Annotated in this window: 3 protein-coding genes; all 3 read right to left on the reverse strand. The window is 73.9% G+C overall.

The genetic code is table 11. The annotated features are described in order from the left end of the window. Positions 1 to 15,662, reverse strand: a 15,662-nt coding sequence (locus ACFWPT_RS01185) for an amino acid adenylation domain-containing protein (RefSeq protein WP_380478558.1), incomplete at its 3' end; no start/stop codon positions are given. Between the two features lie 103 nt (positions 15,663 to 15,765). Beyond that, complete coding sequence (locus tag ACFWPT_RS01190; RefSeq protein ID WP_380478560.1) at positions 15,766 to 18,063, reverse strand: ATP-binding cassette domain-containing protein; 2,298 nt, start codon at positions 18,061 to 18,063, stop codon at positions 15,766 to 15,768. Positions 18,064 to 18,252: 189 nt separating this feature from the next. Next, positions 18,253 to 18,588 carry a DUF5132 domain-containing protein gene (locus tag ACFWPT_RS01195; protein ID WP_380380623.1) on the reverse strand — a complete coding sequence of 112 codons (336 nt, stop codon included), beginning with the start codon at positions 18,586 to 18,588 and terminating at the stop codon, positions 18,253 to 18,255. Positions 18,589 to 18,670 lie beyond the last annotated feature (82 nt).

The following is an 18,670-nucleotide window of genomic DNA, read 5'->3' on the forward strand; positions in this document are numbered from 1 at the left end:
GCCGCCAGGCCGGCCACCGTCGGCGCCTCGAAGAGCGCGCGCAGCCCGACCTCGGCCCCCAGGGCCGAACGGACGCGGGAGACCAGTCGGGTGGCGAGCAGGGAGTGCCCGCCGAGGTCGAAGAAGTCGTCGTCGACACCGACCTGGCCCCGGCCCAGCACCTCGGCGAACAGCTCGCACAGGATCTGCTCCTGCGGCGTGCGCGGCGCCCGGCCGACCTCGGCCGAACCGAGGTCGGGTGCGGGCAGCGCGGCGCGGTCCAGCTTGCCGTTGGGCGTCAGCGGCAGCACGTCCAGCACCGTGAACACGGCCGGCACCAGGTAGTCGGGCAGCCGGTCGCGCAGGTGTGCCGCCAGCTCCGCCGGACGGACGGTCGCGTCCGGACGAGCCGTGACGTAGCCGACGAGCCGGTCGCCCTGGGCCACGACCGCGGCCTGGGCGACGGCGGGGTACTCGGCCAGGGCGGCCTCGACCTCGCCGAGTTCGACGCGGAAGCCGCGCACCTTCACCTGCTGGTCGGCGCGGCCGACGTACTCCAGCTCACCGTCCGCCCGGCGCCGCACCACGTCCCCGGTGCGGTACATCCGGTCACCACCCGCCCCGAACGGGCAGGCGACGAAGCGCCCCGCCGTCAGGGACGGCCGGTTCAGGTAGCCGCGCGCCAGACCCGGCCCCGCGACGTACAACTCCCCTGCCACACCCGGTGCTACGAGGCGCAGTCGCTCGTCCAGCACATACACCCGGAAGCCCGCGACCGGCCGGCCGATCGGCGGCACGCCGGAGCCCGCCGCCAGCGGGGCGCTCATCGTCGCGCACACCGTCGTCTCCGTCGGGCCGTACGCGTTGACCATCCGCCGCCCGGGCGCCCACCGCGCCACCAGCTCCGGCGGGCACGCCTCACCCGCCACCACCAGGGTGCCGGCTGTGACATCGGTGCTGTCCAGCGCGGCCAGGGCCGAGGGCGGCAGGGTCACATGGGTGACGTCGAGCCGGCGGTCCGTCAGGGCCTCCAGCGGGGCCCCGGACGGGGCGAGCACGAGGGTGGCGCCGGTCAGCAGGGCGCTGCACAGGTCCCAGAACGACGCGTCGAAGCTGGGCGAAGCGAACTGGAGGACGCGGCTGCCCGGCACCAGGCCGAGCCGCTCGACCTGCGCCGCCACCAGACCCGACACCCCGCCGTGGCTCACCACGACGCCCTTGGGACGGCCGGTCGAACCCGAGGTGTAGATCACGTACGCCGGATGCCGGACGTCGAGCGCGACCACCGGATCCGTGTCCGGCCGGTCTCCGTCGCCCACCATCGCCGGGTCGTCGACCAGCATCGCCGGGCAGGCGTCCGCCAGCATGAAGTCGATCCGCGCCCGCGGGTACGCCGGATCCACCGGCAGGTACGCCGCCCCGGCCTTCAGCACACCCAGGACCGCCACCACCGACTCCACCGAACGCGGCAACGCCACCGCCACGACCTGCTCAGGACCCACACCCCGCGCGACCAACGCATGCGCGAACCGGTTCGCCCGGGAGTTCAACTCCCGGTACGTCAACTCCGCGTCACCACACACCAGCGCGACCTCGTCCGGCACCACCGCCACCTGCGCGGCGAACAGTTCCGGCAGGCTCACCCCGGCCGCCCCGCCCTCGACGGCGGGCAGCAGCTCGCGGCGCTCCTCGGCCGACAGCAGCTCGATCCCGCCGATCGGCTGGTCGGGCGCGGCGGCGACCGCGGCCAGCAGCCTGGTCCACCGGGCGACCAGGGCCTCGACCGTCGAACGGTCGAACAGGTCGGTGCTGTACTCGACCGCACCGCTGAGCCCGGCCGGCGCGCCGTCGGGCCCGTGCTCCTCCGCGAACCCGAAGGTCAGGTCGAGCCGCGCGGTCCCGGTGAGCACGCTCACCCCCGAGACCCGCAGGCCGGGCAGCCGGAAGTCCCCGCCGGGCGCGTTCTGCACCACCAGCCCGGTCTGGAACAACGGGTGGTGCGACAGCGACCGGGCCGGGTTCAGCGCCTCCACCAGGTGCTCGAACGGCACGTCCTGGTGCGCGTACGCCGACAGCGCCGTCTCCCGCACCCGCCCCAGCAGTTCGCCGAAGCTCGGATCACCGCTCGTGTCGGTGCGCAGCACCAGCGTGTTCACGAAGAACCCGACCAACTCGTCCAGCGCCTCGTCGGTCCGGCCCGCGATCGGGCTGCCGATCGGAATGTCCGTGCCCGCGCCCAGCCGCGTGTACAGCGCCGCCAGGCCCGCCTGCAGCACCATGAACAGGCTGGCCCCCGACCGTCGCGCCAACCCCAGGAGGGCGGCGTGCAGTTCGGCGTCGATCCGGAGTTCCAGCAGGTCTCCGCCGTACGACATGGTGGCCGGGCGGGGCCGGTCGACCGGCAGTTGCAGCTGCTCGGGCAGCCCGGCCAGCTCCTCGCTCCAGTACCGGACCTGCCGGGCGAAGAGGCTGTCCCCGTCGTGCTCGTCGCCGAGGATCTCGTGCTGCCACAGTGTGTAGTCGCCGTACGTCACCGGCAGCGGCGGCCAGGCGGGTGACCCGCCATCCCGCCGGGCGGCGTAGGCGGTGGCCAGGTCACGGGCCAGCGGGCCCATGGACCAGCCGTCACCGGCGATGTGGTGCATCACCAGCAGCAGTACGTGCTCGTCCGGCGCGACCGCGAACAGCTCCGCCCGCAGCGGTACTTCCGAGGTCAGGTCGAAGGCGCGCACCGCCGCCTCGCGCAGCAGGGCGGGCAGCTCCGCCTCGCCGGCCGCCCGCACGGTCAGCGGGACGGGCACCTCCGCGGGGTCCAGCACCCGCTGGTGCGGGATGCCCGCAATGTGCGGGAAGACGGTCCGCAGGGTCTCGTGCCGGGCCAGCACGTCGGTGAGCGCGGCGCTCAGCGCGTCCCGGTCGAGCTCGCCGCTCAGCCGCAGGGCCAGCGGCATGTGGTAGGTGGCGCTCGGTGCCCCGAACTGCTGGAGGAACCAGAGCCGGCGCTGGGCGAAGGACAGCGGCATGGGCTCACGGCGGGGCCGGGGCACCAGGGCCTGCCGCGCGGTGGCGGCGTCGTGCAGCCCGGCCGCGAGCCCGGCCGGTGTCGGGGTCCGGAACAGGCGGCGCAGCTCCAGCTCGACCCCGAGGGTCGCCCGGACCCGGGAGACCAGCCGGGTGGCGAGCAGCGAGTGCCCGCCCAGGTCGAAGAAGTCGTCGTCGACCCCGACCTGGCCCCGGCCCAGCACCTCCGCGAACAGCTCGCACAGGATCTGCTCCTGCGGCGTGCGCGGCGCCCGGCCGGTCTCCCTGGTCGTGGCCTCGGGCGCCGGCAGCGCCGCCCGGTCCAGCTTCCCGTTCGGCGTCAGCGGCAGCACTTCCAGCAGCACGAACGCCGACGGCACCAGGTACTCCGGCACCCGGCCGCGCAGGTACGCCGTCAGCGCCGCCGCGGTCGCCCCGCTCCCGGCCACCGGGACGACGTACGCGACGATCCGGTCCTCCCGGGCGAGCACCGCGACCTGGGCGACGCCCGGATGCGCCGTCAGCTCGGCCTCGATCTCGCCCGGCTCGACCCGGAACCCGCGGACCTTCACCTGGTGGTCCACCCGCCCGGCGAACTCCAGCTCGCCGTCGGCACGCCAGCGCACCAGGTCGCCGGTGCGGTACATCCGGGCACCGGCCGGACCGTACGGGTCGGCGACGAAGCGCCCGGCGGTGAGCCCAGGCCGGTTCAGGTAGCCACGGGCCAGCCCCGCCCCGGCGAGGTACAGCTCGCCCAGCACCCCGGGGGCTACCGGTCGAAGCGCCGAATCCAGCACGTACACCTGGCAGTTGGCGATCGGGCGGCCGATCGGCACCGGCAACGGGCAGCCGGCGGGGTCGGCCGGCAGCGAGTAGGCGGTGATCACATGGGTCTCGGCGGGCCCGTAGTGGTTGTGCAGCACCCGGCCCGGCCGACGGGCCTGGAAGCGGCGCACCGCGCCGCTCAGGCGCATCGCCTCGCCGGCCTGGGCCACCAGTCGGAGGGCCGGCAGCTCCAGCCCGGCCTCCTCCGCGGCCTCGGCGAGTGCCTCGACCACGAGGTTCGGCGCGAACAGCTCGGCCACCTCGTGCCGGTCCAGCCAGTGGGCGAACAGCTCGGCGCTGCGGCGCTGCTCCTCGGTCGGCACCACCAGCGTCTTGCCGTAGAGCAGTGCGGAGAGCACCTCCTGCACCGAGACGTCGAAGCTGATCGCGGTGAACTGCGCGGTGCGCGTGCCGGGTTCACCGCCGACGACCTCATGGTGCCACTCCAGCAGGTTCAGCAGCCCGGCGGCGGGCATCACCACGGCCTTGGGCCGGCCGGTGGAGCCGGAGGTGTAGATGACGTAGGCGGGACGGCGCCCGTCCACGGCCACGGCCGGGTCGTGCTCCGGCAGGTCCCCGTCCGCCGTGACGGCGGCGAGGTCGTCGAGCACCACGGCCGGGCCCGCGTCCTCCAGCATGTACGCGATCCGGGCGGCCGGGTAGTCCGGGTCGACCGGCAGGTACGCCGCGCCCGTCTTGAGCACCGCGAGGACGGCCACCACCAGCTCGGCCGAACGCGGCAGCCGCAGCGCGACGACCTGCTCCGGTCCGACGCCGCGTGCGATCAGCGCGTGGGCCAGGCGGTTGGCCCGGCGGTTCAGCTCGCGGTAGGTCAGCTCGGTGCCCTCGAACACCACGGCCGGAGCCTCCGGGGTCGCCCGGACCCGCGCCTCGAACAGCGCGGGCAGATCAGCCGTGGGGACCGGGCGGGCGGTGTCGTTGCGGGCGACCAGCAGCTCGTGCCGCTCCTCGGTGGTGAGGACCTCGATCCGGCTCAGCGGCCGCTCCGGCTCGGCGACCACCGCCGCCAGCAGCCGCAGCCACCGGGCGAACAGCGTCTCCACCGTGGCGCGGTCGAACAGGTCGGTGCTGTACTCGACCCGCCCGACGATGCCCTCGGCCGGCCCGCCGGTGCCGCCGCGCTCCAGCAGGTGGAAGCCGAGGTCGAACATCGCGGTGGGCGTGCGCACCAGGAGGATCTCGGAGCCCAGACCGTCCAGCGCGAACTCGGTGCGGGGCACGTTCTGCAGCGCGAGCAGCACCTGGAACAGCGGCTGGCGGGCCGACGACCGGGCCGGGTTGAGGGCCTCGACGACGTGCTCGAACGGCAGGTCCTGGTGAGCGTAGGCGGCCAACGCGCCCTCCCGGACCCTGGCCAGCAGCTCCGCGAAGGTCGGGTCGCCCGAGGTGTCGGTGCGCAGCACCAGGGTGTTGACGAAGAACCCGACGAGCTCGTCCAGCGCCTGGTCCGTCCGGCCGGCGACCAGGCTGCCGACCGGGATGTCCGTGCCCGCGCCGAGTTTGTCCAGCAGCGATGCCAGGGCGGCCTGCAGCACCATGTACACGCTGGCACCGTGCTCCCGGCCCAACCGGACCAGCCCGGCGTGCAGTTCCGGGTCCAGTTCGACGTCGAGGTGCCCGCCGGCGTAGGAGGGGGTCGCAGGGCGGTGGCGGTCCGTGGGGAGCCGGAGCTGCTCCGGAAGGTCGGCCAGGGTCCGCGTCCAGTGGTCCGCCTGGCGGGCGAACAGGCTGTCCGGGTCGGCCGCGTCGCCGAGCAGCCGGTTCTGCCACAGGGTGTAGTCGGCGTACTGCACGGGCAGCGGAGCCCACTGCGGCTCCTCGCCCCGGCGGCGTGCCGCGTACGCGGTGGCCAGGTCGGCGGACAGCGGGCCCAGCGACCAGCCGTCGCCCGCGATGTGGTGCATCACCAGCAGCAGCACGTGCTCGTCCGGCGCCAGTTCGAACAGCTCTGCGCGCAGCGGCGGTTGGGTCGCGAGGTCGAATCCGTTCGCCGCCGCAGCCGTCAGCAGCTCCGTCAGGTCCGCCTCACCCACGCGGGTGACGGCCAGTCGGGGTGGTGCCGTTCGGGCGTCCAGCACCTCCTGGCGGGGGACGCCGTCGACCTGGGGGTAGATCGTGCGCAGGCTCTCGTGCCGGGCGACGACGTCGCCGAGCGCCGCCCGCAGGGCGTCCTGGTCCAGGTCGCCGGTCAGCCGCCACGCCAGCGGCATGTTGTAGACGGAGCCGGCGTCCTCCAGCTGGTGCAGGAACCACAGCCGTCGTTGGGCGAAGGACAGCGGGACCGTCTCGGGCCGCTCCGCGCGGCGCAGCGCGAGCCTCGCCCGGCCGGCCCCGCCGAGCCCGGCGGCCAGCCCGGCCACCGTCGGCGTCTCGAAGAGGGCGCGCAGCTCCAGTTCCACCCCGAGGGCGGCACGCGCCCTGGCGACCAGCCGGGTGGCGAGCAGGGAGTGCCCGCCGAGGTCGAAGAAGTCGTCGTCGACACCGACCCCGGCCACGCCCAGCACCTCGGCGAACAGCTCCGCGAGGACCTGCTCCTGAGGGGTGCGCGGGGCCCTGCCGGTCCGCACGGCGGTGTGGACGGGTGCGGGCAGCGCGCGCCGGTCCAGCTTGCCGGTGGCTGTCAGCGGCAGGCCCTCCAGGAGCACGAAGGCGGCCGGGACCATGTGGTCCGGCAGTCGCTCGCGCAGGTGTGCCCGCAGCTCCTCCGGCTGGAGTTCCGCCCCGGCGACGGCCACCGGGTAGGCGACCAGCCGCGCGTCCCCGGCCCGGTCCTCCCGGACGGTCACCGCGACCTGGGCGACCTGCGGGTGTTCCGCCAGCGCCGCCTCGATCTCGCCGAGTTCGATCCGGAAGCCCCGGACCTTGACCTGGTCGTCGGTCCGGCCGAGGAACTCCAGGTTCCGGTCGGCGCCCCAGCGCACCAGGTCGCCGGTGCGGTACATCCGCGTGCCGCTCGGACCGAACGGGTCCGCCACGAACCGCCCCGCGGTGAGCGCCGGCCGGTTCAGGTAGCCGCGGGCCAGGCCCGCTCCGGCGAGGTACAGCTCGCCCGCCACGCCCGCGGGCACCGGCTGCAGCGTGCTGTCGAGGACGTACAGCCGGATGCCCCCGAGCGGCCGGCCGATCACCGGGCGCGGACTCGATCCCAGCGGTGCGACGACGGCGTCCACCGTGCATTCGGTCGGCCCGTAGTAGTTCAGGCAGGACACGCCCTCGACCGCCCGCAGCCGCTCCCACAGCTGCTCCGGAACGGCCTCCCCGCCCATCGAGACCACCGCGGGACGGCGCCCCGGGTCGTCCAGGAGCCCCCGTGCGACGAGCACGTGCAGGTAGGACGGGGTGGCGTTGACGTAGTCCAGGCCGACGCGCGTGACGTAGTCGACGAAGGCGTCCGGGTCGGACCAGGTCGCCTCGTCCAGGACGTGCAGTTCGTGGCCCGCGTACAGGCTGGACAGCTGGTCGCAGGAGGCGTCGAACGACACCGAGGTGGTCAGCCCGATGCGCAGCCGTTCCTTCGTCCGCCGGGGGAACAGCAGCGGCCGCTGGCTGACGAAGAGGTTGAGCAGGCCGCCGTGGGTCGACACCACGCCCTTGGGCCTGCCGGTGGAGCCGGAGGTGTAGATCACGTAGGCCGGGTGCCTGGGGTCGACGGCGACCAGCGGGTCCGTCGCCGGGCAGTCGGCCACCAGGGCGGCCGTCGCCGGGTCGTCGAGCACCAGCCACCCGGCCGGGCCGGCCTCCGGCAGCCGGTCCCGGGTCCGGGCGTCGGTCACCACCAGGACCGGGCCGGCGTCCTCCAGCATGTGCCCGATCCGCGCGGCCGGGTACTCGGGATCGACCGGGACGTAGGCCGCCCCGGTCCGCAGCACCGCGAGGATCGCCACCACCAGCTCGGCCGACCTCGGCAGGGCCACCGCCACCAGCCGCTCCGGCCCCGCGCCCCGCGCGATCAGGGCGTGCGCCAGCCGGTTCGCCCGCTCGTCCAACTCCTCGTACGTCAGCGAGACGTCCCCGCACACCAGCGCCACCAGGTCCGGCGTCGCCCGCACCTGCGCCCGGAACAGCTCCGGCACGCTCGCGGCCGGAAGCTCCACCTCCGGTCCGGTGCCCAGTGCCGTCAGGTCATCGCGTTCCTCCGCGGAGAGCACGCCGAACCGGCTGAGCCGCTGCTGCGGGTCGGTGACCGCGACGCGGAGCAGCCGCTCCCAACGGCCGAACATCGTCTCGACGGTGGCCGGGTCGTAGAGGTCGCCGGCGTACTCGACGAGCCCGTCGATCCCCTCCGGGGTGCCGTCCTGCGCCTGGCGCTCGGACATGGTGAAGATCAGGTCGAGCTTCGCGGTGGTCGTGGTCAACGGCATGTCTTCGACGTGCAGCCCGGGTGGCGCGAAGTCGGCCCGGGGCGCGTTCTGCAGCACCAGCATGACCTGGAACAGCGGGTGGTGCGCCAGCGAGCGCACCGGGTTGAGGGCTTCGACCAGGTGCTCGAACGGCAGGTCCTGGTGGGCGTACCCGGCCAGCGAGGTGTCCCGGACCCGGCCCAGCAGCTCGGCGAAGGTCGGATCGCCCGAGGTGTCGGTGCGGAGGACCAGGGTGTTGACGAAGTAGCCGACCAGCTCGTCCAGCGCCTGGTCGGTCCGGCCGGCGACCGGGCTGCCGACCGGGATGTCGTCGCCCGCGCCGAGCTTGCTCAGCAGCGCCGCCAGGCCGGCCTGGAGGACCATGAAGAGACTGGTGCCGTGCTCGCGGGCGAGCTCGCGCAGACCGCGGTGCATCTCGGCGTCCAGTCCGGCGTGCACGAAGCCGCCCCGGCGCGAGGCGGCCGCCGGGCGGGGCCGGTCGGCGGGCAGCTGGATCCGCTCCGGGAGACCGGCCAACTGCCGTGTCCAGTAGGCCGCCTGGCGGGCGAACGGACTGTCCGGGTCAGTGGATTCGCCGAGCAGCTCATGCTGCCAGAGGGTGTAGTCGGTGTACTGGACCGGCAAGCTATCCCACCGCGGCGCCTCGCCGCGGCAGCGCGCCGCGTAGGCGGCGGTCAGGTCCTGCGCGAGCGGGCCCAGCGACCAGCCGTCACCCGCGATGTGGTGGAGCACCACCTGGAGCACGTGCTCGTCCGACGCCAGCTCGAACAGGCCGGCCCGCAGCGGCGCATCACCCGCCAGGTCGAACGGCCGGTCCGTCGCCGCCGCCATCAGGGCGGACAGCTCGGCCTCGGCGGTCCGGCGCACGAGCAGCCGCGGGCGGGCCGCCACGACGCCCAGCACCTGCTGGTACGGGACACCGTCGACGGCCGGGTAGACGGTCCGCAGGCTCTCGTGCCGCCCGACCACGTCCGCGAGGGCTGCCTCCATTGCCCGGCGGTCCAGGTCCCCGGACAGCCGCCAGGCCAGGGAGATGTGGTAGTTCGCGCCGGTGCCGTCCAGCTGGTGCAGGAACCAGAGCCGCCGCTGCGCGAACGACAGCGGGACCAGCTCGGGGCGCTCGCGCCGTACCAGCGCCGCCTGCGCCGGTCCGGCCGCCGCCAGTGCGGCGGCCAGGCCGGCCGGGGTCGGCGCCTCGAACAGGGTGCGCAGCGGCATCTCCACGCCGAGCGTCGCACGGATCCGGGCGGCCAGGCGGGTGGCGAGCAGGGAGTGCCCGCCCAGGTCGAAGAAGCCGTCCTCGACGCCGGCCGACACCACGCCCAGGACCTCGGCGAACAGCTCGCAGAGGACCTGCTCCCGCGGGGTGCGCGGCGCGCGACCGGTGACCACCGGGGCGAGGTCGGGGGCGGGCAGGGCCCGGTGGTCCAGCTTGCCGTTGGCGGTCAGCGGCAGCGCGTCCAGCTCGACGAACGCCGACGGCACCATGTGCTCCGGCAGCCGCTCGGTCAGGTGCTCACGCAGGTCGGCCGGGCGCGGTGCGGCACCGGCGGCCGGGACCAGGTAGGCGACCAGGCGGGTGTCGTCGGCCCGGTCCTGCCGGGCGAGGACGGCGGTCTGGGCGACGCCGGGGTGTGCGGCCAGGGCCGCCTCGATCTCTCCGAGCTCGATCCGGAAGCCGCGGACCTTCACCTGCTGGTCGGCCCGGCCGACGTAGCTCAGGCTGCCTTCCGCAGCCCGGCGCACCACGTCGCCGGTGCGGTACATCCGCGATCCCGGCGGTCCGAACGGGTCGGCTACGAAACGCCCGGCGGTCAGGCCGGGCCGGTTCAGGTAGCCGCGTGCCACGCCGGGGCCCGCGACGTACAGCTCGCCGGGCACGCCCGGGGCCACCGGCCGCAGGCCGTCGTCGAGCACGTACGTCCGCAGGTCCGGGAGGGCCGCGCCGATCCGGCCGGCGGCGGTGCCGGACCGGTCGAGCGCGGCGTACGTGACGTGCACCGTGGTCTCGGTGATGCCGTACATGTTGACCAGCCGCGGCGCGTCGTCCGGGTGCCGTTCGTACCAGGGCGCCAGGCGGGCGGGCTCCAGGGCCTCGCCGCCGAACACGACGGTCCTCATGGCGAGTTCGCTCGGGTGCTCGGCGTCGGCCTGCATCAGCTGGTAGAAGGCGGACGGCGTCTGGTTGAGCACCGTCACCCGCTCGCGGGCGAGGAGCTCCAGGAACCGGCCGGGCGAGCGGCTGGTCTCGTGGTCCACGACCACGAGGCGGCCGCCGTACAGCAGCGGGCCCCACAGTTCCCAGACCGAGAAGTCGAAGGCGTAGGAGTGGAAGAGGGTCCAGACGTCGTCGGCGGTGAAGTCGAACAGCGCCCCCGTGGTGCCGAACAGCCGCACCACGTTGCGGTGCGGGACCACCACGCCCTTGGGCTTCCCGGTGGAGCCCGAGGTGTAGATGACGTACGCCGGGTGACCGGGATCGACGGCGACGGCGGGGTCTGTGTCCGGCAGGCCGTCCAGGTCGGCGGTGTCCAGCAGGAGCCGGTCCACGGACTCCGCGCCGGGCAGGTCACCGATCTGATGAGTCGTCAGCAACAGCGCGGGGCGGGCGTCCTGGAGCAGGTAGGAGATCCGGGCCGCCGGGTACTGCGGGTCCACCGGCACGTAGGCGCCGCCGGCCTTGAGCACCGCCAGTACCGCCACGACCAGCTCGGCCGAGCGCGGCAGCGCCAGTGCCACCAACTGCTCCGGGCCGACACCCCGGCCGATCAGCGCGTGCGCGAGCCGGTTGGCCCGGGCGTTCAGCTCGCCGTACGTCAGGTTGACTTCGCCGTCCGTGAGGGCGACCGCGGCCGGGTCGGCCCGCACCTGCCGCTCGAACAGCGCGGTCAGACTGCTCTCCGGCTGTTCCCCGCTCCGGTCGGCCTCGGCCGGCAGGAGCGCGCGGAGCTCCTCGGCGGACAGCACGTCCACCCGGCCGATCCGCCGACCGGGGTCGGCGACGACGGCGCGCAGCAGCCGCAGCCACCGGTCGACGATCCCCGCCACGGTGCCCTCGTCGAACAGGTCGGTGCTGTACTCGACCACGCCCGACAGCCCCTCCGTACCCGGCTGTTCGGCCAGGATGAAGGTCAGGTCGCACTTGGCCGTGCCGGTGTGCACCAGATCGGTCGTCACCCGCAGCCCCGGCAGGTCGAAGGCGCCGAGCGGGGCGTTCTGCAGGGCGAGCATGGTCTGGAACAGGGGGTGGTGCGCCAGTGTCCGGGTCGGGTTCAGTGCCTCCACGAGGTGCTCGAACGGCACATCCTGGTGCGCGTACGCGGCCAGCGCGTCGGAGCGCACCCGGCCCAGCAGTTCGGTGAACGACGGGTCGCCGGACAGGTCGGTGCGCAGCACCAGGGTGTTGACGAAGAATCCGACCAGGTCGTCCAACGCCTCGTCGGTGCGTCCCGCGATCGGCGTGCCGATCGGGACGTCGGTGCCGGCGCCGAGCTTGCCCAGAAGGGCGGCCAGACCGGCCTGGAGCACCATGAAGAGGCTGGCGCCACCGTCGCGGGCGAGCTCGCGCAGGCCCTCGTGCAGCTCGGCGTCGACCTGCACCGGCAGGTGGGCACCCCGGTAGGACATCACCGCCGGGCGGGGCCGGTCGAAGGGCAGCTCCACCTGCTCGGGCAGGTCCGCCAACTGCCCCCGCCAGTACGCGAGCTGGCCGCTCAGCAGGCTGTCCGGGTCCGAGCCGTCACCGAGCAGCTCCCGCTGCCAGAGGGCGTAGTCGGCGTACTGGACCGGCAGTGGCGACCACTCCGGCTTCGCCCCCTCGGTACGGGCCGCGTAGGCGGTCCGCAGGTCCCGCAGGAGCGGGCCCGCCGACCAGCCGTCACCGGCGATGTGGTGCACCACCAGCAGCAGCACGTGGTCCTCGGTGCCGAGCCGGAAGAGCTCGGCACGCAGCGGTGGCTCGTCGGAGAGCTCGAAGCCGTACCGCGCCGCCTCCGCCAGCCGCTGCGGCAGGTCGCGCTCGCCGCCCTCGGTCACCCGCAACCGCGGCCGGGCCTCGTCGGCCTCCAGCACCCGCTGGTACGGAACGCCGTCGGCCACGGGGAAGACGGTGCGCAGGCTCTCGTGCCGCTCGACCAGGTCCGTCAGGGCCGCCTCCAGGGCCCGCTCGTCGAGGGTTCCGCCGAGGCGCAGCGCCAGCGGGATGTTGTAGGTGGCGCTCGGGCCCTCCATGCGGTGCAGGAACCACAGCCGGCGCTGCGCGAAGGACAGCGGCACCGTGTCGGGACGCTCGCGTCGCGACAGCGCGGGCCGCGCCCGGCCGGCGATGTCCACCGCCGCCGCCAGTTCCGCCACCGTCGGCGCGTCGAACAGGTCGCGCAGCCCCAGCTCCACGCCGAGCACCGACCGGGCCCGGGCGACCAGCCGGGTGGCCAGCAGGGAGTGCCCGCCGAGGTCGAAGAAGTCGTCGTCGGCGCCGACCTCCGGCACGCCGAGCACCTCGGCGAACAGCCCGGCGAGCAGGTGCTCGGTCGCGGTGCGCGGAGCGCGGCCCGGGTCGGCGGGCTGCCGGTCGGGCGCGGGGAGGGCACGCCGGTCGAGCTTGCCGCTGGGAGTCAGGGGCAGGGCGTCCAGCAGCACGAGGGCGGACGGCACCATGTGCTTGGGCAACCGCTCCCGGAGGTGTTCGCGCAGGGCGGTGTCGGTGACCGTGGCGCCGGGCTCGGCGACGACGTAGACGACCAGTCGGGGCTCGTCCTCGGTACGCACCATGGCGGCGGCCCGGGCGACCTGCGGGTGTTCGGCGAGGACGGCCTCGACTTCGCCGAGCTCCACCCGGAAGCCCCGGACCTTGACCTGATCGTCCGTGCGCCCGAGGAACTCCAGGTTCCGGTCTGCACCCCACCGCACCAGGTCCCCGGTGCGGTACATCCGCGTGCCAATCGGACCGAACGGGTCCGCCACGAACCGCCCGGCGGTCAGGCCCGGCCGGTTCAGGTAGCCGCGGGCCAGGCAGGGCCCGGCGATGTACAGCTCGCCCGGCGTACCGGCCGGCAGCGGCCGCAGGGCGCCGTCGAGCACGTACAGCCGGACGTTGCCGGCGGGCCGGCCGATGACCGGGAGCGGACTCGACCCCACGGAGGCGACCACCGGGTTGACGGTGCACTCCGACGGCCCGTACAGGTTGAGGCAGGACACCCCGGCCGCCGCCCGCAACTCCCCCCACAACCCCTCCGGAACGGCCTCGCCACCGGCCGCGACCAGCCCCGGACGCCACCCCTGGTCACCCAGGAGCCCGTGGGCGACCAGGACGTGCAGGTAGGAAGGGGTGGCTTCGATGTAGTCCAGCCCGCGGCGCGCCGCGTAGCCGACGAAGGCGTCGGGGTCGGTCCAGGTCTCGTAGTCCAGGACGTGCAGCTCGTGCCCCGCGAACAGGGCGAGCAGCTGGTTCCACGACGCGTCGAACGACACCGACGTGGTCAGGGCGATCCGCAGTCGCTGCCGTTCGTCGGTCACCGGCGGGAGGTGCGCCTGCCGGAGGTCGGTGAGCAGGTTGAGCAGGCCGCCGTGGGTCGGCACCACGCCCTTGGGCCTGCCGGTGGAGCCGGAGGTGAAGATGGCGTACGCCGGGTGGCCCGGGTCGACGGCCGCCATCGGGTCAGCCGCTGACAGACCACCCACCAGCTCGGCCGTCGCCGGGTCGTCGATGACCAGCCGGTCGACGGAACCCTTCCCCGGCAGCCTGCCCTCGCTGAGGGTGTCGGTCACCAGCAGGGCCGGGCGTGCGTCATCGAGCAGGAGGGCGATCCGGGCGGCCGGGTACTCGGGATCGAGCGGGACGTAGGCCGCCCCGGTCTTGAGCACCGCGAGGATCGCCACCACCAGCTCGGCCGACCTCGGCAGGGCCACCGCCACCAGCCGCTCCGGCCCCGCGCCCCGCGAGACCAGGGCGTGCGCCAGCCGGTTCGCCCGCTCGTCCAGCTCCGCATAGGTCAGGGAAACGTCCCCGCACACCAACGCCACCAGATCCGGCGTCGCCCGCACATGCTTGCGGAACAGCTCCGGCAGGGTCTCGGCCGGGAGTTCCACCGTCGGCCCGGTGCCGAGGGCCGCCACCTGGTGGTGCTCCTCGGCCGTGAGCAGGTCGATCCGGCCCAGCACCTCGTCCGGGTCCCAGTCCGCGACGGCGTCGAGCAGGGAGATCAGCCGCTGCTGATGGGCGGCGAGGTCGTCCTCACCGTACGCCTCGGGCGAGCCGTGGAGCCTGAGCAGCGGGGGGTTGCCGTCCCGGTAGTCGAACACCCAGACGGCCAGGTCGCTGGTCGACCCCGACACGAAGTGGTGCACGGAGGCGGGGTGTCCGGCGAAAGTCGGCCGGGAGTTGAACGCCATGATGTTGACGATCAGCGGGAACGCCGTCCCGATGCTGCCGGGCATCCCGAGGTCCCGCAACAGGTCCTCGCTCCGGTACCGCTCGTGCGCGACGGCCGCCTCGACCTCCCGCGCCGCCTGGGCGACGAGGTCACGCCACGGCATGTCCGGTCGTACCGTCAGCCGCAGGGGCACCACGTTGGACATCGTGCCCGGCACCGACATCAGGTCGCGGTCGGCGGACCGACGGGCCGTGACGGGTAGGGCGAGCACCACGTCCTGCGTTCCGGTCAGCCGATGTGCGTAGAGCGCCGCCGCCGCGACCACCAGGCGGGACCAGCGGACGCCGATCCTTCCCGCCGCCGCGCGCAGCGCGTCCGGGCGCCGCAGTTCCCGCTCCTCGGCCAACCGGAGCGCGCGGTCCGGGTCGGCCGGGGCCGTGCGGGTCAGCCGCGTCGGTCCCGGCCGGTCGGCGAAGCGTTCCGTCCAGTAGGAGCGGTCGGCGGTGAAGTCCGCCGACGCACGGTAGGCCTCGTCGCTGTCGACCAGGTCCCGTAGCGAGCCGAACGGCGATGGCGGCACGGCACCGTCCTCGGCGAGCGCCGAGTACACCTCGCCGACCCGCTGGCGGACCATGGAGCTGCTGATCGCGTCCAGCACCACGTGGTGGTAGTTCAGGTACCAGAGATACTCGGTCGGCGACAGCCGGACCAGAGCGTGCCCGAACAGCGGGTCGCGCGCGAGGTCCAGCGGGCGCAGCAGGTCCCGCTCCATCCACTCCATGGCCGCCTCACGGGGTACGGGCTCCCCGCTGAGATCCAGGTGTACCGGCGCCCAGTCCCAGGTCTCACGGAGGACCTGGCGCGGGCCCTCGCCCTCGTCGACGAAGGTCACGTGCAGGGCGTCGACCTCGTCGACCACCCGGCGAAGTGCGGTCTCGAACAGCTCCGGGTCGACCGGCCCGTGGATCTCCAGGCACTCACCGACGCGGTAGCCGGGAATCGGTGTCCGGGAGCGTTGCTCGGCGAGCCAGATCTCGCGCTGGGCCCCGGTCAGGGGAAGGGCGTCGCCGTCGCGACGGGACATGGGGGTACCTCCAGAAGTGTGGGCGGGCATGCGCGCGGGGCACGCCGGGCCACGCCGACCGCGGTGGCGTCACGCGGTCGGCGGGCAGGGCGGCCTGCTGCGGTCAGGCGGCGAGTTCGCCGGCCTGGAGCTGCCAGAGGGATGCGTAGAGTCCGTGCCGGGCGAGGAGTCCGTCGTGGGTGCCCTGTTCGGCCACCACGCCGCCCTTGTCCATGACGTAGATCCGGTCGGCGTGGCGGACGGTGGAGAGCCGGTGGGCGATGATGACCATCGTCCGGTCGGCCGCGAAGGCCCGGAGCGTGCGCTGGATGGCGGCCTCGGTCTCGTTGTCCACGGCGGAGGTGGCCTCGTCGAGGATGACGACCGGCGCGGCCTTGAGGATTGCCCGCGCCAGGGCGATCCGCTGCCGCTGGCCGCCCGAGAGCGCGGCGCCGCGTTCGCCGATCACCGTGTCGTAGCCGTCCGGCAGCGTCGCGATGAAGGTGTGCGCCTCGGCCATTGTGGCCGCCTCGACCACGGCCTCGTCCGGGGCACCGAAACTGCCGTAGCGGATGTTGTCGGCGATGGTTCCGTCGAAGAGGAACGGGTCCTGGGCGACGAACCCGATCGCGTGGCGCAGGTCGCGACGGCGCAGGTCGCGCACGTCCCGACCATCGAGCAGCACGCCGCCGGAGTCCGCGTCCTGGAAGCGCATCAGCAGCTTGGCGATGGTCGTCTTGCCGGAGCCGGTGGCGCCGACGAGGGCGGTGACCTGCCCGGCGGGGATGGTCAGCGACAGGTCCTCCAGGACCGGCGGCCGGCCGGGGTAGGCGAAGGTCACGTCGTCGAGGACGATCTCGCCCTTCACCGTCTCGACGTCGAGCGGACCCCCGGTGCCCTCGGTCTCGACGGGCAGGGCCCGCAGCCGGTGGACCCGGTCGTAGGCCGCGAGCGTGCGCTGGTACTGGTCGACGATGCCGCCGAGCCGGTTCATCCGCAGCATCACCATCTGGGGCAGCCCGATCAGCGGGCTGAACACCTCGAACCTCAGGGTGCCGTTGAGCACGGAGCGGCCGCCGATCAGCAGGGTGCCGGCCATCGAACTCGTCGTGCAGACCCGGACGACCTCGGCGTGCCGGATCGTGCCCCGGTCGGTCTGCTGGTTGCTCTCCTGGGCTTCCTCGCTGAGCCGGTCGATGCGCTCGGCCTCGTAGTCCTCGGTGCAGAAGCTCTTGACGGTGGCGCCGGCTTCCAGGGTGTTCACCAGCTGGCTGTGCAGCCTGGCCCGGCGCTCGCCGGACAGGGCGTAGTCGGCCGCGGCCTTGTCCTGGTAGCGGAGCGACAGCCAGGCGATGACCGGGATCGGCAGGAACGCGATCCAGGCGATCTGCGGTGCCAGCAGCAGGAACGCCGGCACCAACAGGGCCAGGCTGGTGCCCAGTTGCAGCACGTCGTTCGCCGAGGAGGCGAAGAAGTTGCCCAGCTGCCGGACGTCGTCGGTGAGCACGCCGGCGATCCGGCTGGTCCGCTCGCCTTCCAGGTGCCCCAGTTCGAGGTGCTGCACGTGGGCGTAGGTGCGGCTCCGCCAGTCGTGCTCGATGTCCTGGCCGAGCCCGCGCCACTGGAGGTTCGAGGCGTACGAGAGACCTGCCACGGCAGCACAGGCGATGGTCACCAGCCCTGCCAAGCCCCAGAGTTGGGCGGTCGCGGTGGTCAGGCCGAAGCGGACCAGCGGCGCGGCCTCGCCCTTGATGAGAACCAGGGCGGTCCAGCCGAGGAAAGTGCCGAGCGCCATTTCCGAGACCTGGCAGGCGACCGAGAGCGCGGAGGCCCGGTAGAGGCGCCGACGGTGCGGCCCGACGATCTCCCGCAACGGGTGCAGACCCGTGCCGGCCCCGGACAGTTCCCTGGTCCGCTCGACCGCTCTGCGCCAAGCCCTTCGGACGACGGCGACCGTCGCGACCGTGACCCCGCCGAGCGCCACCAGCTGCCTGCTCAGCGCCGACCCGCGGATCAGCGCGATGCCGGCCGCTGCCCCAGCACCCACGGCGAGGACGGGTCGCAGCGCGGGACCGCGACCCGGAGACGAAGCCGGTTCGGCGGCGGGCCGGGTCGGCGCCGGACGTCCTGTCGCGACCGGCCGCGCCGCCACCTGGGCGACCGCCCGGCGCAGGATCCGGCCGACGTCCGTGGCACTCACCCGCGAATCGTGCCGGACGAGGACCCCACCGGTGACCGGGTTCGCCTGCGCCTCGGTGATCCCGGGGGTGCGGCGCAGGGCCGCGGCGAGGACTTCGGCCGTCCGGGGCCGTCCGAGAACCAACCTGACGTCCCAGCGCTGGCGGCCCGGAATGACCGAGCGCGGGCTCGCGTCCAGATCCACGGAGCGGAATCCGGCTGCGGCACCCAGCAGAGATGGCATGTGTACGATCACCTGTTTGCGGAGGTCACGGGCGATCCGTCATCGGGCACGACGGAGCACTGCGACGGAGTGGGAATTATGAACGGGCGGCCGATGCGGCCGGAAGACCCGCGGCCGACCACCGCGTGGACAGCTCGCGAGCTCGGTCGCGGTGTGCGTCCAGGCGGCGGGTCAGGTCGTGCCGGTGCGTCAGTGCGCCTTTCCGGCACCGACGGTCGCACGGATCTTCGGGGTCCTCGCCTCGGCCTCGCCCGGGTCGATCACCTCGGTCTTCTCCTCGACCGGGGCCGCGTTCCCGGCGGCGCGATGGCCGTCACCGGAGGTGACCTGAGCCGCCACCATGTCGGCGGCCACCTCGGCCGCGAGGTCGTGGATGTTCTCGCCGGCCTCCTGAGCGGCCTTCTTCACCTCCATGACGAGGCCGACGGACGTCTTGACGACGCCGCGCACCAGTGGCTTGAGGAGGCGCTTGGCCAGCGGCGCGACGACAAGACCGATCAGGAACGGCGGAACTACGGGCGGCATGGTGTTCCAACCTCTCTACGCAGACAGATGACAGGGGACCCGGGCGCTTGGGACTCCGGAGCGCGCACAGTAGGACGGACGG

The organism is Kitasatospora sp. NPDC058478, assembly GCF_042720345.1.
GTDB lineage: Bacteria > Actinomycetota > Actinomycetes > Streptomycetales > Streptomycetaceae > Kitasatospora.